The 20,284-nt window shown below is 70.3% G+C and carries 19 protein-coding genes; 7 read left to right on the top strand and 12 right to left on the bottom strand.

Annotated features, from left to right (window positions below):
- Positions 1–14: 14 nt before the first annotated feature.
- The 7 genes from AC3WLB_RS21300 to AC3WLB_RS21270 all read right to left on the bottom strand — a co-directional run bounded on the left by AC3WLB_RS21300 (position 15) and on the right by AC3WLB_RS21270 (position 6,639).
- Positions 15–1,034: a substrate-binding domain-containing protein gene (locus AC3WLB_RS21300; protein ID WP_492509474.1), complete on the bottom strand. Its 1,020-nt coding sequence runs from the start codon at positions 1,032–1,034 to the stop codon at positions 15–17.
- 83 nt (positions 1,035–1,117) lie between these two features.
- Positions 1,118–2,161, bottom strand: a complete 1,044-nt coding sequence (locus AC3WLB_RS21295) for an ABC transporter permease (protein ID WP_492509472.1) — start codon at positions 2,159–2,161, stop codon at positions 1,118–1,120.
- Positions 2,158–3,000, bottom strand: a complete 843-nt coding sequence (locus AC3WLB_RS21290) for an ATP-binding cassette domain-containing protein (protein WP_492509470.1) — start codon at positions 2,998–3,000, stop codon at positions 2,158–2,160. Before AC3WLB_RS21290 ends, AC3WLB_RS21295 begins: the two co-directional genes overlap by 4 nt.
- A gap of 38 nt (positions 3,001–3,038) precedes the next feature.
- Complete coding sequence (locus AC3WLB_RS21285; RefSeq protein WP_492509468.1) at positions 3,039–3,806, bottom strand: SDR family oxidoreductase; 768 nt, start codon at positions 3,804–3,806, stop codon at positions 3,039–3,041.
- 34 nt (positions 3,807–3,840) lie between these two features.
- Complete coding sequence (locus AC3WLB_RS21280; protein WP_492509466.1) at positions 3,841–4,647, bottom strand: TIM barrel protein; 807 nt, start codon at positions 4,645–4,647, stop codon at positions 3,841–3,843.
- Between the two features lie 34 nt (positions 4,648–4,681).
- Positions 4,682–6,139, bottom strand: a complete 1,458-nt coding sequence (locus AC3WLB_RS21275) for an FGGY-family carbohydrate kinase (RefSeq protein ID WP_492509593.1) — start codon at positions 6,137–6,139, stop codon at positions 4,682–4,684.
- A gap of 2 nt (positions 6,140–6,141) precedes the next feature.
- Positions 6,142–6,639: a secondary thiamine-phosphate synthase enzyme YjbQ gene (locus AC3WLB_RS21270; protein WP_492509464.1), complete on the bottom strand. Its 498-nt coding sequence runs from the start codon at positions 6,637–6,639 to the stop codon at positions 6,142–6,144.
- A 207-nt stretch (positions 6,640–6,846) separates the two neighbouring features.
- Here AC3WLB_RS21270 and AC3WLB_RS21265 point away from each other — a divergent pair, with 207 nt between their 5' ends.
- From AC3WLB_RS21265 to AC3WLB_RS21255, 3 genes are all read left to right on the top strand, one after another.
- The gene (locus tag AC3WLB_RS21265) at positions 6,847–7,632 is read left to right on the top strand and encodes a DeoR/GlpR family DNA-binding transcription regulator (RefSeq protein WP_492509462.1); all 786 of its coding nucleotides are present in this window, start codon (positions 6,847–6,849) and stop codon (positions 7,630–7,632) included.
- Entirely contained in the window at positions 7,629–8,360 is a 732-nt protein-coding gene (locus tag AC3WLB_RS21260) for a triose-phosphate isomerase (protein WP_492509460.1), read from the top strand. The genes AC3WLB_RS21265 and AC3WLB_RS21260 overlap by 4 nt, the downstream gene beginning before the upstream one ends.
- 72 nt (positions 8,361–8,432) lie before the next feature.
- Positions 8,433–10,349: a potassium transporter Kup gene (locus AC3WLB_RS21255; RefSeq protein WP_492509458.1), complete on the top strand. Its 1,917-nt coding sequence runs from the start codon at positions 8,433–8,435 to the stop codon at positions 10,347–10,349.
- Between the two features lie 21 nt (positions 10,350–10,370).
- Here AC3WLB_RS21255 and AC3WLB_RS21250 read toward each other — a convergent pair whose 3' ends face one another.
- Positions 10,371–10,763 carry a VOC family protein gene (locus tag AC3WLB_RS21250; RefSeq protein WP_492509456.1) on the bottom strand — a complete coding sequence of 131 codons (393 nt, stop codon included), beginning with the start codon at positions 10,761–10,763 and terminating at the stop codon, positions 10,371–10,373.
- Positions 10,760–11,047 carry an ArsR/SmtB family transcription factor gene (locus AC3WLB_RS21245; RefSeq protein ID WP_492509454.1) on the bottom strand — a complete coding sequence of 96 codons (288 nt, stop codon included), beginning with the start codon at positions 11,045–11,047 and terminating at the stop codon, positions 10,760–10,762. The genes AC3WLB_RS21250 and AC3WLB_RS21245 overlap by 4 nt, the downstream gene beginning before the upstream one ends.
- A gap of 98 nt (positions 11,048–11,145) precedes the next feature.
- Between AC3WLB_RS21245 and AC3WLB_RS21240 the strand changes: the two genes are divergently transcribed.
- The 3 genes from AC3WLB_RS21240 to AC3WLB_RS21230 are packed head-to-tail and all read left to right on the top strand — an operon-like array spanning position 11,146 to position 15,142.
- Positions 11,146–13,065, top strand: a complete 1,920-nt coding sequence (locus AC3WLB_RS21240) for an alkyl/aryl-sulfatase (RefSeq protein WP_492509453.1) — start codon at positions 11,146–11,148, stop codon at positions 13,063–13,065.
- 59 nt (positions 13,066–13,124) lie between these two features.
- Positions 13,125–13,619 (top strand): DUF6790 family protein, encoded by a 495-nt coding sequence (locus AC3WLB_RS21235; protein ID WP_492509451.1) that lies wholly within the window; start codon positions 13,125–13,127, stop codon positions 13,617–13,619.
- A gap of 23 nt (positions 13,620–13,642) precedes the next feature.
- Complete coding sequence (locus AC3WLB_RS21230) at positions 13,643–15,142, top strand: SDR family NAD(P)-dependent oxidoreductase (protein ID WP_492509449.1); 1,500 nt, start codon at positions 13,643–13,645, stop codon at positions 15,140–15,142.
- A 12-nt stretch (positions 15,143–15,154) separates the two neighbouring features.
- Here the strand turns inward: AC3WLB_RS21230 and AC3WLB_RS21225 are convergent, their stop codons facing one another.
- On the bottom strand, positions 15,155–17,179 hold the full coding sequence (locus AC3WLB_RS21225) for a DUF262 domain-containing protein (protein ID WP_492509447.1): 2,025 nt from the start codon (positions 17,177–17,179) through the stop codon (positions 15,155–15,157).
- A 132-nt stretch (positions 17,180–17,311) separates the two neighbouring features.
- Here AC3WLB_RS21225 and AC3WLB_RS21220 point away from each other — a divergent pair, with 132 nt between their 5' ends.
- Positions 17,312–18,085: a hypothetical protein gene (locus AC3WLB_RS21220; protein WP_022897265.1), complete on the top strand. Its 774-nt coding sequence runs from the start codon at positions 17,312–17,314 to the stop codon at positions 18,083–18,085.
- 69 nt (positions 18,086–18,154) lie between these two features.
- On the opposite strand, the gene gap is transcribed toward AC3WLB_RS21220, so the two are convergent.
- Both gap and AC3WLB_RS21210 read right to left on the bottom strand, forming a co-directional pair.
- On the bottom strand, positions 18,155–19,150 hold the full coding sequence (gene gap, locus AC3WLB_RS21215) for a type I glyceraldehyde-3-phosphate dehydrogenase (RefSeq protein ID WP_492509444.1): 996 nt from the start codon (positions 19,148–19,150) through the stop codon (positions 18,155–18,157).
- 116 nt (positions 19,151–19,266) lie between these two features.
- On the bottom strand, positions 19,267–20,223 hold the full coding sequence (locus AC3WLB_RS21210; RefSeq protein ID WP_492509442.1) for a GlxA family transcriptional regulator: 957 nt from the start codon (positions 20,221–20,223) through the stop codon (positions 19,267–19,269).
- Positions 20,224–20,284 lie beyond the last annotated feature (61 nt).

The raw sequence follows: 20,284 nt of genomic DNA, 5'->3' as shown, positions 1-20,284 counted from the left end.
CGGTCAGGCGAGGGTCACGCGCACTCGGTCTTGTACCAGAGCTTCTGGCCTTCGGGGCTGTCGACATCCTCGCTGGTGAGGATCTCCACCGGCGCGTCGACGGTCTTGGAGACATCCTCGCCGCGCAGCTTCTTGGCGATCTGGTCGATCGCCAGCTCGCCCATCGCGTAGGGCTGCTGGGCGACCGTCGCCTGCAGCACACCCTCCTGGAGGAGTTCGACGTTCGCCGCGCCGGCGTCCCAGCTCACCATCTTCACGTCCCCGACGACGCCGGCGTTCCGGAGTGCCACGGCGGCACCCGTCGAGTTGAGGTAGTTCGTGGTGTAGATGGCTTTGAGGTCGGGGTACTTCACCAGCGTCGAGGCCGCGTTCGCCTGGATGACGTCGGCCGAGATCTCCGGGTAGGAGATCGACACCACCTCGATGTCGGGGTAGTCCTTCAGGGCATCCTCGAAGCCGGCGATGCGGGCCTGCGTGATGGGGTTGGTGGCGAGGGAGCCGATCGCGGCGATCTGCCCCTTCCCGCCGATGAGGTCGGCCAGGTACTTGGTGATCTCCTTCGCGCCCTCGTAGTGGTTCGATGCGACGAACGAGTCGTAGAGCTCCTCGTCGTCCAGCTGCGCGTCGACATCGATGACGGTCACGCCGTCCTGTAGTGCGGTCTGCACCGGGATGCCGCCCGCTACCGGGTCGGCCGGCGTGTAGATCAGGGCGTCCGGCGCGCTGGTCAGCACGTTCTGCACGATGGTGGTCAGCTGCGCCTGGTTCTGGTTCTGCGGCGCCTGCAGCTCACCCACCTCCATGCCGAGCTTCTTGCCCGCGGCCTGAGCGCCGCAGGCGACCTGCACGTAGTAGGGGTCGCCGGACTGCGGGCCGGCGATGGCGATCGTCGCACCCGACACGGCGTCCTCGCTCCCCCCGCCCGCACCGGGCTCGGTGTCGGCGGCGGAACACGCGGCGAGCGGCGCGATCAGCAGGGTGGAGGTGGCGAGGGCGAGCAGGATGCGGCGGGGCCGGCGGAACAGGGATTGCATGAGGAACTCCAGTGGTGTGATGAGGGCGTGCTGATGGACGGGGTGGTGTGGTGACAGGGCCGGACGGCCGTGATGGTGGCGCGTCAGCCCGACGCGGACTTGGAGCGGCGGAGGCTGCGCAGGCGGCGCAGCCGGTCGAGGTAGAGGGCGCCGATCAGGACGGCGCCGGTGACGACCTGCTGCCAGAAGCTCTGCAGCCCGGCGATCACGAGGCCGCTCGCGAGCACGACCGGGATCGCGTTGCCGAGGGTGGTTCCGGCGATGGTGCCGATACCACCGAACAGGCTCGCGCCACCCAGGATCGCTGCCGTCGCCGCCGTCAGGGCGTCGAGCGAATGGCCGGAGATGTTGGTCGTGCCGTACACCGAGAGCGAGATCCAGCCGGCCAGGCCGGCCAGCACGCCCGAGAGGCCGTAGATCACGGCGAGGTGCCGGCGCACGGGGATGCCGGCTCGCACGGCCGCCTCCTTGTTGGAGCCGATCGCGTAGGTGTGGCGACCGAAGGCGGTGGAGTGGAGCGCCACCGCGGCGATGATCGCGACGAGCGCCGCGACGATGACGACCCACGGCACCCCGAGCAACCGCCCGACGCCGAACTGCGACATGGCCGCAGGCATGCCGCTGAGATCCTGCCCGCCGGTGAAGACCTGGGCGAGGCCGAGAGCGGCGCCGAACATGCCGAGCGTCACGATGATCGGATTGAGGTCGGCGTACGCCACGAGCAGGCCGTTGATCCAGCCGAGCAGCAGACCGCTCGCGATGGCGACGCCGAGCCCGAGCAGTGCAGTGCCCACGCCGTCCCCGCCGACCCGCTGCATCACGATCATGCTGACGACGCCGGAGAAGACGAGCACGGACCCGACCGAGAGGTCGAAGCCGGCCGTGATGATGACGTACGTCACGCCTACCGCGAGGATCAGCATGATCGACCCCGCGAGGAACATGTTGCGCAGGTTGGCGACGCCGAGGAACGGGGGCCCGTCGATGATTGCGAACACCACGATCAAGAGGATCAGCGCGCAGGTGACCACGAAGAGGGGATGCTGCCACGCGTGCTGGACGCGGTCGCGCCAGGTGGGCGATTCGGGCGCCGCCAGGGGCGTGCCCACGGTGTCCAGGGATGTCATCGGTCTCCTCGGTTCTGGGTGTCGTCGGCCGCCGCGGTGGGCACCGAGCCTCCGGTCATGGTCGAGACGAGCAGTTCGAGGCTCGCCTCCTGGCGCGAATAACTCGCGACCCGCTGGCCGAGGCGGAGCACCTCGACGCGGTCGGCCACGCTCAGCACGTCGGACATGTTGTGGCTGATCAGCACCACGGCGAGCCCGCGGTCGGCGACCCGTTTGACCATGTCGAGCACACCCTTCGTCTGCACCACGCCGAGGGCGGCGGTGGGTTCGTCCAGCAGCACGACCGTGCGCGCCCAACTCACCGCGCGGGCGACAGCGACGCCTTGGCGTTGGCCGCCCGACATGTCGCTGACCGAGCCCCGCCGCGGATCGGCGGTGACCCCGAGCTGGGCGAACTCGCGCTGCGCGGCGGCGACCATCGACTTGTTGTCGAGGAAGCCCAGCGCGCCGAGCAGGCCCTTCCGCCTGATCTCGCGGCCGAGGAACATGTTCGCGACCGGTCCCATGTCCGGTGCGAGGGCGAGATCCTGCCAGACCGTCTCGATCCCGGCGGCCTGTGCATCGGTGGGGCCGTGGGCGCGGAACGGCTGTCCCCCGACGAACACCTGGCCGTCGTCGGGCGCCAGAGCGCCGGAGAGCACCTTGACGAGCGTGGACTTGCCGGCGCCGTTGTCGCCGATCAGTGCGGTCACCTCGCCCGCCCGGCAGTCGAAGTCGGCTCCGCGGAGCGCCTGGACGTGACCGTAGGAGACCCGGATGCCCCGGGTGCTGAGGGCGGTGTCGTGCGGTGGCGACGCGGTCGCCGTCGGCGCGGCAGCGCCGCGGAGTTCGGAGTTCATCGGAGGTGGTTCCTTCCTGGTCGCCGGAGCGATCGGGGTCAGACGGCGGTGTACCCGCCGTCGATGGTCACCTGTTGGGCGGTCAGGTAGCTCGAGACGTCGGAGGCGAGGAACACGACCAGGCCCGCCACGTCTTCGGGCGTCGCCATCCGGCCCTGGGGGATGAGCGAGACCCATTCCGCCTCGAGCGAGGGCTCTCGTTCGATGATCTGCCGGGTCAGATCGGTCAGCACGTAGCCGGGCGCGATCGCGTTCACGCGGATGCCGGCTGCCGCCCACTCGACAGCGAGTGACTTCGCGAGGTGCGCGACCGCGGCCTTCGACGAGTTGTACGAGGCCGCCCACTGCGGCACGTTGACGATGGAGCCCGACATCGACGAAATGAGCACCGCGCTGCCGGTCTGGCCCGCTGTGAGCAGGGTGCGGCCGAAGGCCTGCGCCGAGAAGAAGGTGCCCGTGAGGTTCACGTCGATGACTTTGCGCCACTGCTCGGCCGTCACGTCGATCGAGTCGCCGTTGATCTCGATGCCGGCGGCGGTCAACAGCACGCGCGGCACGCCCAGCCGGTCGGCGACCAGGCCGAAGGCGGCGTCCGTCGCCGCCTGATCGGTCACGTCCAGACGGTGTCCGAGTGCTCGGACGCCGAAGTCCTGGGCGATCTGTGCCGCCGTCTCCTCGACGGTGTCGAGCAGATCGAACAGGGCGATGTCCGCGCCCTCTGCGGCGAGTGCACGGGCGACGGCGAGGCCGATGCCCCGGCCGCCGCCGGTGATGACGGCGATGCGTCCTGCGAGGTCGATGTTCATGGGTTGCTCCTTGGGGTGATGGATGGTTCGGTGGTCACGCGTGGATGAGATCGCGCAGTCGCGAAGCCGTCTGCGGAAGGGTGCGGGCTGGGTCGCCCTCGGTCGAGCACTCGAGGTTGACGGCGCCGGTGTAGCCGATGTCGTGCAGGGCCTGGAAGATGGCGGGCCAGTCGAGCGCGCCGCTGCCGGGGAGCAGCCGGTTGCTGTCGCCGAGGTGCACGTGGCGCACCTGGTCACCGGCGGCGCGCAGGGCGTCGGGGATGCTCCGCTCCTCGATCGACATGTGGAAGGTGTCGGGCAGCAGCCCGGCGTTCGGGTGCGCCGCCTGGGCGAGCACCGCGAGGTTGTCGGCGACGGAGTTGAGGTACCGGCTCTCGTAGCGGTTGAGCGGCTCGAGCAGCACCTCGCCGGCCGAGCCCGCGACGCGATCGAGGAGCTCGCGGTAGAAGGCGGTGAACTCCTCCTCCTGCGCGGCGGAGAGTTGCTGGTAGGGCTCGAACAGCGGCATCGGGTCCTGCGGCCCGTACTGGTACTCGATCTCGGTCACGAGTCCGAGCTCGGCGCACACGTCGGCTGTCTCCCGGTACATGTCCCGGCAGCGCCGGCGCAGCTCCGGGTTCTCGGACATGGCGTGTCCGTAGATGTCGCCGACCAGGACGAACTCGACCGGCCGCACGCCGGTGCGGCCCTCGAGCTCGGCGAGCTCGCGGTGCACGTCGGCGTTCCAGCGCTCGACCGGCTGGAAGACGGCGATGGCGTCGTAACCCCAGTCGCGCAGCAGACCGGCCTGGGCGGTCAGGGTGTCCCCGGGGATCATCGGGGTGGAGCAGCAGAGGATCATGCTTCCTTCTCTCGGGTGGATGTCGGCAGCCCGGTCATCGCGGATACAGGCGCGCGAGGGCGGAGTCGAAACGGGCGTATCGGATGTCCCGCGACGGGTCGGCGCGCGGGAGGTAGGTCTGTACGGATGGGGAGTGCAGCCCGTCGGTGTCGTCGATCGAACGGAGCACTCCCGCGCCGACCAGAGCCAGCACGGCCGCCCCGCGGCACTCGGCCTCCTGCTCGTCGGGGACGCGGAGTTCCACGCCGCAGACGTCGGCCTTCAGCTGGTTCCAGAACGCCGACGCGGTGCCTCCGCCGGCGCTGACGATGCGGTCGACGGCCTGGCCGCCCCGCCGCAGGTCGTCGATGTTGCGGCGTAGCAGATGGGCCACGCCCTCCATCACGGCGTAGCCGAGGTCGACCCGGTCATGCCGCAGGTGCAGGTCGACGAAGGCGCCGCGCGCCGCGGGGTTGAAATCGGGCGGATTGACCCCGGTCAGGTAGGGCAAGAAGACCGGTGCGTCTCGGTGGTCGCGATCGCGCAGCTCCTGCTCGAGCAGGTCGTACGGCAGGCCGCCGGCGATGCCCGTGCGGAACCAGTCCAGCGCCACTCCGCCGCTGTCGGCGCAGCTGAACAGCATGGTCTCGCCCGGTCGCAGCCCGGGGTGGAAGGAGACGCGGCTGCGCGGGTCGAACTCCCACCGGGGCGCGAGGAGGGAGAGGGCGAGCACCGTGCCGGCTGAGACCCCGACCGCGCCGTCGGCATACGCCGACAGCCCGGCCAGAGCGCAGAAGTGATCGAGGGCACCTGCGTTCACCTCGTACGAACGCGCGTCGGGGAGCCGTGCGGCGATCTCCTCCCGCACGGGGCCGATGTCCGTTCCCGCCGGGACGACTTCGGGCAGCGCCTCGGTGCGGACGCCGCAGAACGCCGTCATCTCCGCCCAGTAGCGCCGGCGTGGCACATCGTAGAGATAGGTGAAGCCGCGGGTGCTCTCCTCACCGACGAACCGGCCGGTGAGCCGGAACAGCACGTAGTCCTTGAGCATCAGCACGTGCCGCACCGCCTCGAGCACCTCCGGCCGGTGGGCGGCGAACCACCGCAGCTTCGACGCCGGCCAGGTCGCGACCGATTCGGGCTCGCCGGTGATGGCGAATGCGGCGTCGACACCGAAATGCCGGCCGATCTCCTCGGCCTCGGCCCGCGAGCGCTCGTCCATCCAGGAGATGCCGGGCACCAGCGGCCGGCCGTCGGCATCCGCGAGCACGAGCGCCTCCGCCTGACCGGTCAGCACGATCCGCGCATCCTGTGCGCCGGGCCGGGCCTGCCGGAAGCAGGCTGCGACGAGCTCGAGCACGGCGTCGACCACCTGGTCGGGATCGAACTCGACGACCACGCCGTCACGGCGGTACGACATCGCCCGGCTGGCCGAGGCCAGCGGCCGGGCGTGCTCGTCGAACAGCACTGCCTTGATGTTGGTGGTGCCCAGATCGATGGCGTAGACGAGCATGCTCACTCGCCCAGCACGGTCAGGATGACGGTGCGTTCACGCGCCCGCACCGCGTCGAGGTCGCCGAAGTACACCCGGCCGAACTCGCCGAGCACAGGTGCCCCGGCGGTGACCGGCACAGCCTCGGACCGGCCGAGGATCGAGGACACGATGTGCCCGTCGGTGTTGAGCCCCCAGGAGGGATGCTCGCCACGCAGCTCGGCGGCGTTCTTGATGTGGATCGGGCCCGGGTGCAGGTACTGCCCCTCATGCCGGGTGGGCGGCACGATCTTGGCGAACACGTTGAGCGTGTCCTGCAGCAGCAACTGGGTGCCGTAGTAGGTGACGTCCTCCGACTCCTCCTGGATCAGCACGCAGCAACTCGTGTGCGGGGTGAACACCTGGACGACGCCCTCGGCGACGCCGCACGCCGCGACGAACTCGGCGACCTCGTCGGTGATGTCGAAGAAGTCCTGCCGGGCCGGCGTGGAGAGGGTGAGGGAGTGTGTTCGGACGACCATCGTGGGTTCCTTGCTGGAGGAGTGGGACGAGCAAGCGGGCTATGGCAACTCTGTTATCGCCTTTCACCGCAATGTAATGGATTCACATTTCGGGCGCAATAGCCGGGTGAAAACTTGTGATTCTGTTACATCTGCGAAACACATTGTGATAAGTTTTCGTCGCGACCGACCGTTCGTCGGGCGCGGTGACCGGCCGGGAGGGTGTGGATGAGCGCAACTACTCCTCAGCGCAGACGCGCCGAGATCGAAGCCCTGATGGGCGACCGTGCGGAGGTCGACATCCAGAGCCTGGCGACGCACTTCGGCGTCTCCGAGATGACCATCCGGCGCGACCTCGGCGTGCTCGAAGAAGGCGGAGTCGTGAGACGCCTGGTCGGCGGGCGTGCCCTGCTGCTGGACGCCAAGAGCCGTGAGCCCGCGCTCTCCACCCGGGCCACCGCGGCGTACGACACGAAGTCGCACATCGGGCGCGCCGTCGCCGAACTCCTCTCCGACGACGAGGTGGTCTACATCGACGGCGGCAGCACCGCGCTGGCCGCAGCCCACGCGCTGCGGGGGAGTGGCCGCGCGCTGACCGTGCTCACCCGGAGCCTGCTCGTGGCCGCGGAGCTCGCCGAGGAGCCGAACATCGAGATCTTCATGCTCGGTGGCCGGCTGAAGCAGTCGGAGATGCTCACCACCAGTTCTACGATGTCCGACGACCTGCGGCACTACAACGTCGACACCTACGTCATGGGCATCAGTGGCGTGCATCCCACCCGCGGTCTCACCGACTACGACCCCGACGAGAGCGCCGGGAAGCGTCTGGCGCTCGACCGCGCCGACCGCGTCCTGCTCGTGGCCGACCACTCCAAGCTCGGCCGGGTGCTGATGTCGCGGGTGGCGGGCGTCGAGGACGTCGACGTGCTGATCACGGATGCCGACCCGTCGGATGAAGTGCTGCGCGCGATGCCCTCCTCGGTGTCGGTCGTACTCGTGGAGCCGCAGCCGTGACCGCTGTCGCTCAGCCCTCCGTCGATCGCCCGCTCCCGTCGACCCTTTCGGCACCGTTCTTCGAGATCGGCCCGAAGAACCTGCTGCGTCTGCCGGCCGTCGTCGAGCTCGCGATCACGGCCGGCGAGGCGGGCCTCCGGCACGGGGTCTCTGTCATCCTGACCGTGCCGACCGCGTTCATCGCGCCGGTGCAGCGCGCCGCGCCCCAGGTGTTCGTCTTCGCGCAGGGCGTCGACACGGAGCGGCCCGGTCCGAGTGTCGGGCGCACGATCCCCGAGTCGCTGGTCGACGCCGGCGCGCGCGGTGTGATGCTCAACCACGAGAGCAATCCGCTCGCACCCGGACAGCTGGCGCGGGCGATCGACCGGGCGCAGGAGAACGGCCTGCTCACCATGGTGTGCGCGGGCACCGATGACGAGGTGCGGTCGCTGCTGCCCCTGGACCCGACGATCGTGCTCTACGAGCCGCCCGCGTTGATCGGCGGCGCCGGTGGCGGGGACCGGCCGTGGATCGCCGCCATCGACCGCGAGGCCGCCGCCCGGGCCCCGCACGTGCTGATGATGCACGCCGGTGGCGTGGCCGAGCCGGAAGACGCGTACGGCATCATGCGCGCTGGCGCACACGGCACCGGGTCGACGTCGGGCGTCATCCGCAGTGCCTCGCCGATCGCCGCCGCCGAGCTGTTCATCGCCGCCACGCGGCGCGGCTTCGACGACGCCCGGGGATAGCTCGCCGGGACCCGGCTGAGTGTCCGCGCCCGGGTGACGGCGCCGCCGGGCGAGCGGCGTAGGGTTGCATCCGTGCGAACAGCAGTGCGCTCACGCGAGCGGATGCCGAGGGCGGTCGTGGTGACCGCGGTGGCGGCTCTCGGCGTGGTGTTCGGCGACATCGGCACCAGCCCGCTCTACGCGCTGAAGACGGTGTTCACGCTCGACGGCGGCGTGGTGCGACCCGACCAGGGCGACGTCTACGGCGTCATCTCGCTCATGTTCTGGAGCGTCACCGTCATCGTGTCGATCAAGTACCTCGGCATCCTGATGCGCGCCGACAACGACGGCGAGGGCGGGGTGATGGCGCTCGCGGCGCTGGCCCAGCGGCTCTACGCCAAACGGGCCGGCAAGGCGGGAATCCTCCTCGTGATCGGCATCGTCGGGGTGTCGCTGTTCTACGGCGACTCGATCATCACGCCGGCGATCAGCGTGCTCTCGGCCGTGGAGGGTCTCGAGGTGACCGCGCCCGGGGTGGCGCACCTGGTCATCCCGATCGCCGTGCTCATCCTGATCGGCCTGTTCGTCGTGCAGCGCTTCGGCACCGGCCGGGTGGGCGGGCTGTTCGGACCGGTGATGGTGCTCTGGTTCGTCGTGATCGGGGTGGCGGGGCTGGCGATGGTGATCCAGCACCCGGACGTGCTGCTGGGGCTGTCGCCGAGCTACGCGATCGTGTTCATCGTCTCGCACCCCGCCATCTCCTTCGTGGCGATGGGTGCCGTGGTGCTCGTGATCACCGGCGCGGAGGCCCTCTACGCCGACATGGGGCACTTCGGGCGGTCGCCGATCCGGCGCGCCTGGTTCGTGCTGGTGTTCCCGGCGCTGGTCCTCAACTACCTGGGGCAGGCGGCGTTGGTGCTCCGGCATCCGGAGGCCACCGAGAATCCGTTCTTCCTGCTGTTCCCGGACTGGAGCAGGCTCCCCGTCGTCGTGCTCGCCACCGCCGCCACCATCATCGCGAGCCAGGCCGTGATCTCCGGCGCGTTCTCACTCACCCGGCAGGCGGTGCAGCTCGGGTTGCTGCCGCCATTGACCATCCGGCAGACCTCCGAACGCGAAGGCGGGCAGATCTACCTGCCCGCCATCAACGCGCTGCTGTTCATAGGGGTGATCGGCGTCATGCTCGCCTTCGGCTCCTCCGACCGGCTCGCCACCGCCTACGGCGTCTCGGTGACCGGTGCGCTCGTCGTCGACACCGTGCTGCTGCTGCTCGTCGCGCGGCCGCTGTGGCGGTGGCATCCGTGGAAGATCGTGCTCGCCGCCGTGGTGTTCGGCGGACTGGAACTGACCTTCCTGGCCGGCAACCTCTCGAAGATCGTGAACGGCGGCTGGGTGCCGCTCGCCATCGCCGCGCTCGTGATCGTCGTGATGACGACCTGGCGCAGGGGCCGGCAGCTGGTGCTGGAGGACCGCAAGAAGAAGGAGGGGTCGCTCGCGCAGTTCGTGAAGGACATGCGGGCGCAGAAACTCCCGCGCGTGCCCGGGATCGCGATCTTCCCGCATCCGAACAAGGAGAGCACACCGCTGGCGCTGCGGGCGAACGTGAAGCACAATCATGTGCTGCACGAGCACGTCGTCATCGTGTCGGTCTCCATCGCCCGGGTACCGCACGTTCCCGTCGAGGAGGCGTTCACCTACGACGACCTCGGTTACGCCGACGACGGGATCGAGCACCTCGACATCCGTTTCGGTTTCTCCGACCGGCCCGACCTGCCCAAGGCGCTGCGGGCCGCCTGCCGGTCGGGCGCGCTGCCGCTGAAGGCGACCGACTTCAAGCACGCCTCGTACTTCATCTCCCGCGGCGCGATCCGCACGGCGCGCACGAGCGGCATGGTGCGCTGGCGGCGGATGCTCTTCATCGGCTTGGCTCGGAACGCCGCCGACCCCGCGGCCCGCTTCGCCCTGCCGCCGCTGCGCACCGTGACCATGGGCTCCGACGTCGAGATCTGATCGCGGGCGCGCGGCCGCCGGTCAAGCGGCGACGAACTGGGCCAGCTGGAGGAGGTTGCCGCAGGTGTCGTCGAGGACCGCGACGATGACCGGGCCCATCGCGGTGGGCGGGAGCGTGAACGTGACGCCGAGGGCGACCAGGCGGTCGTACTCGGCCTGCGCGTCGTCGACGCCGAGCTGGAGGAACGGGATGCCGTCGGCGGCCAGCGCCGACGTGAACGGCACGACCGCGGGGTGGGCGTTCGGTTCGAGCGAGAGCTGGGTGCCGTCGGGGCGGTCCGGATCGACGAGGGTGAGCCAGCGGTGCTCGCCGAGCGGCACATCCGCCGCCACCTCGAAGCCGAGCCGGGAGGTGTAGAACTCGAGCGCGCGCTGCTGGTCGTCGACGAAGATGCTGACGGTCTGGAGTCTCATGGGGTCGCCTTCCGGCTGGTCGGGGGCCACCGCTCGGTGATCTGAGCGAGCGGCGAGGTGTCGATGGTGTGGAGTTTGTAGCGGCCGCGGCGCTCGGTGTGCACCAATCCGGCCGACTCGAGCACGTCGAGATGCTGCGACACGGCCTGCCGCGAGGGGGTGAGACCGTGGTCCATGGCGAGCCTCGTGCAGAGCTCGAACAGGGTCTGCTCGTCACGCCGCAGCAGCACGTCGAGAAGCGCCCGCCTGGTCTCGTCGGCGAGAGCCTTGAACACGTCGGCCACCGCTCCACCTTAGGCAAGTGAATGCTTGCCTGTCAAGGTCTCTTGTGCCGGGCAGCGAGCGTCGCTACCCTCGGCTGCAACGACGGCAGGAGTCAGCCATGGACGCCACGACACCCAAACCTGCGACCGAGGCCACCCGTGCGGCGAACGCGGCGGCGGCGGAGCGGTTGCCGTGGCGCGACCGGCGGGACTTCGACGACGCCCGGCGCGGGTTCATCGCTCCGCTCGCCGACCCCATCGTGCGTGGACCCGGCGGTGCACCGGTCATCGATCTGACCGCATGGGACTTCGTCGCTGAGTCGGCCGAGGCGCCCGACACCGTGCATCCGAGCCTGTGGCGGCACGCGCAGGTCAACGGCGGCCGGGGACTGTTCGAAGTCACCGAGGGCATCTACCAGCTGCGCGGTCTCGACCTGTCGAACATGACCATCGTCGAAGGCGACGAAGGCATCATCGTGATCGATCCGCTGGTCGGCAACGAGACCGCTGCGGCCGGACTCGCGCTCTACCGGGAGCACCGCGGCGACCGGCCGGTCACGGCCCTGATCTACACCCACAGCCACGCCGACCACTACGGCGGGGCGCGGGCCGTTCTGAGCGACGACGACGTCGCATCCGGGCGCGCGGTCGTGATCGCGCCCGACGGCTTCCTCGCCGAGGCGGTGGCCGAGAACGTCTACGCGGGCACGGCGATGACCAGACGGGCGCTCTACATGTACGGGCCGCTGCTCCCGAAGGGGCCGACGGGTCAGGTCGACGCCGGCCTCTCCTCCGGGGCCGGGGCCGGGTTCTCCTCGAGCCTCATCGCGCCCACGGACCTCATCACGACCACGGGTGAGACGCGCACGGTTGACGGGGTGCGGATGGTGTTCCAGATGGCACCCGGAACGGAGGCGCCGTCGGAGTTCCTCATCCACTTCCCCGACCACCGCGCGCTCTGCGCCGCCGAAGACGCCACGCACGTCATGCACAACCTGATCACCCTCCGGGGAGCGCAGGTGCGCGACGCCGTGACCTGGTGGAAGACGCTCGACGCCACGATCCACCTGTTCGGAGCCGGCACCGACGTGGTGTTCGCCCAGCACAACTGGCCGCGCTGGGGAACGGATGCGATCGTGGAATTCCTGGCGAACCAGCGCGACCTGTACAAGTACATCCACGACCAGTCGTTGCGGCTGGCCAATCTGGGCCGCACGCCGATCGAGCTCGCGGAGGAGCTGGAGTTGCCGCCGGGCCTCGACCAGCAGTGGTACAACCGCGGCTACTACGGCTCGCTCAATCACAACTCGAAGGCGGTCTACCAGCGATATCTGGGCTGGTACGACTCGCATCCGGCGCACCTGCACCCGCTGCCGCCGACTGAGGCGGGTGCCCGGTACGTGGAGTTCATGGGCGGCGCGGATGCGGTGGTCGCGAAGGCCGCGGAGTCGTTCGAGCGCGGCGACTACCGCTGGGTGGCCGAGGTGCTGACGCACGTCGTGTTCAGCGATCCGGCCAACACGGCCGCGCGCGAGCTGCAGGCCGACGCCTTCGAGCAGCTCGGCTACCAGGCCGAGAACCCGACCTGGCGCAACGAATACCTGATGGCGGCGCTCGAGCTCCGCAACGGCGTGCGCGACCTCGGCACGCTGCAGCTGGTGACCCTCGACGTGCTGAACGCGATGACGCCGGAGATGATCTTCGACTACATGGGCATCAAGCTCGACGGCCCGCGGGCGGGGGAGCTCCGGGCGTCGATCGACTGGGTGATCGAGGACGGCGCGTCCGGCGCGGTCGGGTACGCGCTGCAGCTGCGGAACGGCTGCCTCATCTACACCGCCGGCATGACCTCCGAGCATCCCGATGTCACGGTGACCTCGGCGAAGGGTGTGCTGGCGGGCCTGGTCTTCGGATCGATCACGCTGGCCGAGGCGCTCGCCGACGGGTCGGTCGGCACCTCAGGCGACGGGGCGGCGCTCAGCACCCTGTTCGGCCTGCTCACCGACTTCCCGCTCTGGTTCGGCATCGTCGAGCCCTGAGGCCCGCCGGCCGTGCTCGGCCGGCCGGCTCTTGACGACCGCTGCGGCAGCCCGCCAGCATGAGCGCTATGTACCTCGTGATGATCCTCGGGCTCATGGTCGTGGCACCGGTCGTGTCCATCGTCAGCGAGTATGCGGCGGGCGGTGGGGCGGGCGACCTGCTGCTGCTCGCGGGCAAGTGGTTCGTGTTCTGGGCGGTGGGCGTGCGGCTGTTCACGGCGGGGCTGTCGCAGGCGTTCCGGCCCGAGTTCACGGCCGGCAACATCCTCGGGGCGAAGACGACCGACCGATCGGTGTTGCAGATCGTGCAGGAGCTCGGGTTCGCCAACCTCGGATTCGGGCTGATCGGCATCCTGTCGCTGCTCTTCCCCACCTGGATCGTGCCGGCGGCGGTGGCCGGCGGCCTGTTCCTGGGACTCGCGGGCATCCGTCACATCGCGAAGCCGGGCAAGAACACGAAGGAGTGGATCGCGACACTCACCGACCTGCTGGTCTTCGTGGTGCTGCTCGCGTTCGTGCTCTACGCCTGGACGACGGGCGCCGCAGCCGGCTGAGTTCCGGCGGCCTACAATCGTCTGTGCCCTCCGACGCCCCCGACGCTCCCGACTCCGCCGCACCGCTCGCCGCCGGCATCGACCCCGCCGACCTCGCGACCACGCTCGACGTGCTGGCTCGGATGGCCGAGCTCGACGAGACGCACCCCGATTTCGTCGCCGTGCGCCGCGCCACCGCGCTGATGTTCAAGGCGGTCAAGCGTGAGCGGCGCCGGGAGATCCGCGCGGCCGTGGCCGAGGCCGACAAGAGCGTCATCGCGGCCACCGCCACCGGTGCGCCCGACCGCATCGACGACGAGACCCGCGGCATCCCCATCTCCACCGCCACCACGGCACCCACCGCCGGCACGCTGCTGAAGGCGCGCAACTGCTACATCTGCAAGCAGCCCTACACCCAGGTCGACGCCTTCTACCACCAGCTCTGCCCGTCGTGCGCCGCCATGAGCCACGCCAAGCGCGACGCCCGCACCGACCTCACGGGCAAGCGCGCCCTGCTCACCGGCGGCCGCGCCAAGATCGGCATGTACATCGCCCTGCGCCTGCTGCGCGACGGCGCCCACACCACCATCACCACCCGCTTCCCGCGCGACGCCGTGCGCCGGTTCAGCTCCCTGCCCGACTCCGCCGACTGGCTGCATCGCCTGAAAGTGGTGGGCATCGACCTCCGCGACCCCGCCCAGGTGATCGGCCTGGCCGACGAGGTCGCCGCAGCAGGGCCCCTCGACATCCTCATCAACAACGCCACCCAGACCGTGCGGCGCTCGCCGGGCGCCTACCAGCCGCTGGTGGATGCGGAGCTCGCGCCGCTCCCCGACGGCCCGCTGCCCGAGCTGGTCACCTTCGGGCACACGAACGACGAGCATCCGCACGCCCTCGCCGAATCGGTGAGCACGCACCCCATCCTCGCGGCCGCCGCGGCCCGCGCCGAGGAGCTCACCGAGCTCGCCCTGGCGCCCGGATCGAGCTCGCTCGAACGGCTCGCTGCCGGCACCGCGATCGACGCGGGCGGCCTCGTGCCCGACCTGCACGACGTCAACTCGTGGACGCAGCACGTCGACGAGGTCGACCCGCTCGAGATGCTCGAGGTGCAGCTGGCCAACACCACGGCGCCATTCATCCTCGTGTCCCGCCTGCGCGCCTCGATGCGTGCGGCCACCGCCGCCGGCGCGCGCCGCAGCTACGTGGTGAACGTGAGCGCGATGGAGGGGGTGTTCGGGCGGGGCTACAAGGGCCCGGGGCATCCGCACACCAACATGGCGAAGGCCGCCATGAACATGCTCACCCGCACCAGTGCGCGGGAGATGTTCGAGACCGACCGCATCCTCATGACGAGCGTCGACACCGGCTGGATCACGGATGAGCGCCCCCACCCCACGAAGGTGCGCCTGGCCGAGGAGGGCTTCCACGCCCCGCTCGACCTCGTCGACGGCGCCGCCCGGGTGTACGACCCGATCGTGCGTGGCGAGGCCGGCGAAGACCTGTTCGGCGTCTTCCTCAAGGACTACGCGCCGGGCAACTGGTAGCCGCGCAGGCCGCTACATCACCGCGCCGATGTAGGAGTACTTCACGAACACGTCGGATGCGAGTCCCGCCTCCTCGAGCACGCCCTGCACCGCGCCGAGCATGTACTTCGAGTCCCAGCCCATGTAGAGGTAGTGCGTGTCGTCGAGGGCGTCCCAATGGCCGTTCCACGCCTGGGCCTCGTAGATCGGGCCGCCGCGCCGCGCACTGAACGCCACGACACTCTCCCGCGCGTCGGCCCAGAGGCGCTTGAACACGCGGTTGAAGAGGTACTTGACGTCGCAGACCTCCCAGTGCTCGCCGCGGTACTCGACGTACTCGAACTCGCGCTCCCAGCCGCGCGGCCAGCCGCGGCGGCGCACGGCGTCGAGGATGGGCGTGAGCCCGTCGTCGTCGATCGACACGACGGCCGGTCGCTGCCACACCCGCAGCACCTCGGCGGTGAGCCGCACGGTGCGCTCGGCGATCGCGGCGGTGCCCCAGGCGGGCGTCTCGGCGAGCATCCGCGTGGTCGGGATGCCGCTCTGCGCGTAGATCGTGCGCTTCTGCGGGAAACTGTCGCCGAAGACCCGCTCGGCCAGCGGCTGCTCGAGCAGGGCCAGGTTGCCGAGGGTGCCGGCGAGGGCGCGGTGGCTGTTCTGCTCGTCGTCGGTGAGGTCGACCCACATCCGCTCGCCGTCGCCGGACCAGTCGTCGCCGGGCGCGAGCGGCACCACCTGGTCGATGTCGAGGCCCTCGGGGCTGTCGACGCCGGCGATGCGGCTGAGCACGTAGAGCGCGTGCGGGAGCTCGCTGTACTTCAGCGCCACCCGCACCCGCTCGTCGGAGGGCGTGATGCGGGCGATCGCGCGCAGCAGCTCGTCGGCGCCGAGCGTGCGCGCCCGGCACAGTCGCGCCACCAGCCGGTCGTTCGTGACGCCCACCACGGCCCGCCGGAGCAGCAGCGACTGCACCCGTTCGACGAGCTCGATCAGCTGCTCCGTCGAGAGTCGCCCGTGCGAGTAGTCGTGGTACGCGCGCATGACGAGGGGGTACATCCCCCGGCCGAAGGTGGCGAGGTAGGCCAGCTGCCGCCCCACCTCGCGGTCGGGCGCCAGGGCGGGGTCGAGCAGGATGCGGTACGCCTCGGAGTACTCGCGCCATTCGGTCGCCCGCTCCCGCAGGGTGGCGAGGTCGAGCCGCGGGAACTCCTGCCGGAACGCGTCGTACACCCCGCGCTCACCGGCCACCGCCACCTCGCGGCCCGTGAGCAGCACGAGGTAGTGCCGCCAGAAGCTGCCGATCACCTCTCCCGTGTTCTGCTCGATGGGCAGCCAGAACTCGTCCTCGATCGCGCTCTGCTCGGCGTGCGAGAGCCCCATCAGCACGTAGTTGTGAATGAGCTCATGGTCGCGCAGCGGCTCGCCCGTGGAGTTGAGGCTCTCGAAGATCTGCTGGGCGTTCGCATCCGGCCCCAGCGTGATGGCCACGTGCTCGAGCCGCTGCAACCCGCGCCAGATGCGGGCCACCTCGTCGCGGCGCACCTGGCTGCGGAAGAAGGCGTAGTTGTCGTCGAAGCGCGAATCGCGCAGCCCCTCCTCGGCGGAGCGCTGGTCGAGCACGACGCTCTCGAAGATCTCGGCCCAGCCGCGGTGCGGCCGCAACTTGGTGCGGGTGGGGCCTGATGCCCGAACGAGCACCCGCTCGAGCTCGGCCGCCAGCTCGGGGTCGTCGCCCCGCACGGTGTGGTGCAGGGCCGCCACGAGCAGCATGAGGGTGGTGATGCGCTGCTGCCCGTCGATGAGCACGAGCTCGGCGTCGTCGTCGTTCGCGTCGGCCGCGGTGGAGAGGATCGAGCCGATGAAGTGCCGGTGGCGGTCGTCGCCGAAATCGGCCACCGCTCGGATGTCGGCGAGCAGCTGCTCGCAGCCGCCGATGTCCCATCGGTACTGGCGCTGGTACACCGGCACGACGATGGTGGTCGACTCGCGGGAGAGCCAGGCGATGGTGTTGACGGCCGTGGCCTCGACGTTCGTTGCGGTGCCTGGAGCTGTGACCATAGGGGACGAGTTTACGGGATGTTCGTGTCGCGGCCGGGTGGCTCACCGGGCGCGCAGGGTGTCGATGTTAGGCTGACCTAACCTGGGCCTGTTAAAACGTGCTGGCCCAACACGAAAGGGAATGGAACTCTCATGGGTTACATCAAATCCGCCGCTCTCGAAGAGACCGGCTACGTCGTGCTCGACAGCTACAACCAAGAGCTCGACCCGAAGGAATGGCAGGGCATCGAGTACGTCGACTGGAAGTCCTCCGGCGACACCCGGTTCGCCCCGCTCGCGAGCGCCAAGGGCGACATCGAGTGCAACGGCTTCTGGAACCACCAGCCGCCGCGCACCGACAAGGACGGCGTGTGGATTCCGTCGCAGGTCGAGAAGGCCCCGAACCTCACCCGCCGCGCGCAGGAGCCGGGCGCGAACGTCGGCCGCTGCCGCGTGATCGAGCTGCAGCCGAACACCTACGCCGACTGCCTCTACAACCTGCACCAGGACGACAACAACCGCCTGAACCCCGACGGCACCGGCTGGGTCGTGCGCGGCTTCTTCAACCTCACCGACGACAAGGACAGCTTCTTCGTGCTGCGCGACAACCGCACCGAGAACGACGTCGAGTACCGCATCGCGCTGCCCGCGGGCGCGCAGCTGATCGTCGACACGCAGCGCATGTGGCACGCGGCCACCCACCCCGGCCCCGACCCGCGCTACTGCCTCATCACCTCGTGGACCTCGGGCCCCGAGCTCGACGCCTACATCGAGAAGTACAACGGCCGCACCCGGGTGCCGAACGTCGAGGTGTCGCAGGAGGTGCTCGACGCCGGCCAGGCCGAGCAGGCCCGCCGCGACGCCGCCCGCGCCGCCTACTACGCGGCCAAGGGCCAGGCCGAGAAGGTCGCCATGAGCGAGGCGTAAACCCGCCGCCCTCTGAAAACGCGGATGCCCCGGTCAGCCGACCGGGGCATCCGTCGTTCAGGCGATGCGTCAGGCGGCCAGCAGCTCCAGGGAGTCGATGACCCGGTTGGAGAAGCCCCACTCGTTGTCGTACCAGGCGACCACCTTCACGTGGCGGCCGTCGACACGGGTGAGCGCCGAGTCGAAGATCGACGAGGCGGGGTTGCCGGTGATGTCGCTCGAGACGAGGGCGTCGTCGGAGTACTCCAGGATGCCAGTGAGCGCTCCCTCGGCGGCGGCGCGGTACGCCGCCAGCACCTCGTCGCGCGTGACCTCGCGGGCCACCACCGTGTTGAGCTCGACGATGGAGCCCACCGGCACCGGCACCCGGATGGAGTCGCCCGACAGCCTGCCGTCGAGCTGCGGCAGCACGAGTCCGATCGCCTTCGCGGCTCCCGTCGAGGTCGGCACGATGTTGATGCCGGCGGCGCGGGCGCGGCGCGGGTCGCGGTGCGGGCCGTCCTGCAGGTTCTGCTCCTGGGTGTAGGCGTGCACCGTGGTCATGAAGCCGTGCTCGATGCCGGCGAGCTCGTCGAGCACCGCAGCGAGTGGGGCGAGCGCGTTCGTGGTGCAGGATGCGTTCGAGACGATGGTGTGCACGGCCGGGTCGTATGCATCCGTGTTCACGCCGTAGGCCAGCGTGACGTCGGCGCCGTCGGCGGGGGCGCTCACGAGCACCTTCTTCGCGCCGGCCGCGAGGTGGGCGCGGGCGGCCTCGGCGTTCGTGAACCGGCCGGTGGATTCGAGCACGATGTCGACCGCGAGCTCGGCCCAGGGCAGCTGGGCGGGGTCGCGTTCGGCGAGCACGCGGATGCGCCGGCCGTCGACCACGAGCGTGTCGCCGTCGACCGAGACCGGGCGGCCGAGGCGAGCCGCGGTGGAGTCGAAGGCGAGCAGGCGCGCGAGGGCGGCGGGGTCGGCGAGGTCGTTCACGGCGACCACCTCGAGGGTGCTGTCGCGCTCCAGCAGGGCGCGGAGGGCGTTGCGGCCGATGCGGCCGAATCCGTTGATGGCGATGCGAGTCATGGGGGTGTTTCCTTTCCGTCCACCACCCTCTCGCCGGGCGTCGCGCCGCACCAGTGGCGCGAACGCCAGGTCTCGCAAGTATCCCGCCACCACCACGCCACCTCCTCGCGAGGCGGTCACTCGCCGTGCGCGAAGGTGCGACGGTAGTCGCTGGGGGAGGTGCCGAGGATGGTGTGGAAGTGCAGGCGGAGGTTCGCGCTCGTGCCGAGGCCCACATCCGTCGCGATCTGCTCGATGCTGTGCTCCGACCGCTCGAGCAGCTCCCGCGCCAGATCGACGCGGGCGCGCAGCACCCACTGCATCGGCGTGTAGCCGGTGTCGTCGACGAACCGGCGCGAGAAGGTGCGCGGCGACACCGCCGCCTGCCGCGCCAGCACCTCGAGCGTCAGCGGCTCGGCCAGGTGCGCGAGCGCCCACTCCCGCACCGCGGCGAAGCGCTCACCGAGCGGTTCGGGCACGCTGCGCGGCACGTACTGCGCCTGGCCGCCGCTGCGGTAAGGAGCTGCCACGAGCCGGCGCGCGGTGTGGTTCGAGGCGGCCACCCCGAGGTCGCGGCGCAGGATGTGCAGGCACAGGTCGAGGCCCGACGCGGCGCCGGCGGAGGTGAGCACGCTGCCCTCGTCGACGAAGAGCACGTTCTCGTCGACCCGCACGAGCGGGTACTGCGCCGCGAGCGCCTGCGTGTAGTGCCAGTGCGTGGTGGCACGCTTGCCGTCGAGGAGCCCGGTCGCGGCGAGCGCGAAGGCGCCGGTGGAGATGGCGGCGAGGCGAGCGCCGCGGGCGTGGGCGGCTCGCAGGGCGTCGACCACGTCGGATGCCGGTGCCTCGCGGTCGGGGTGCCGGTAGCCCGGCACGAACACCGTCTCGGCCCAGTCGAGCGCCTCGAGCCCGTCGGCGACGTGGTACGAGAGCCCGTCGCCGCCCGAGACGAGTCCGGGCGCCGCCCCGCACACCCGCACCTCGTACGGCATGCTCGCCCGGGTGCTGAACACCTGCGCCGGAATCCCCACGTCGAGCGGCTTCGCCCCGGGCAGCACCAGCACGGCCACCCGCCGCAGCGCATCCTCACTCACGCGACCCACGTTACCGCCGCAGTGCGCCACGTCGCGGGGTGGCATGAATGTGCGACCGCGC

It is taken from the genome of Herbiconiux sp. FW305-C-125 (genome assembly GCF_058783455.1).
This window is presented reverse-complemented; position numbering and strand designations above follow the sequence as displayed.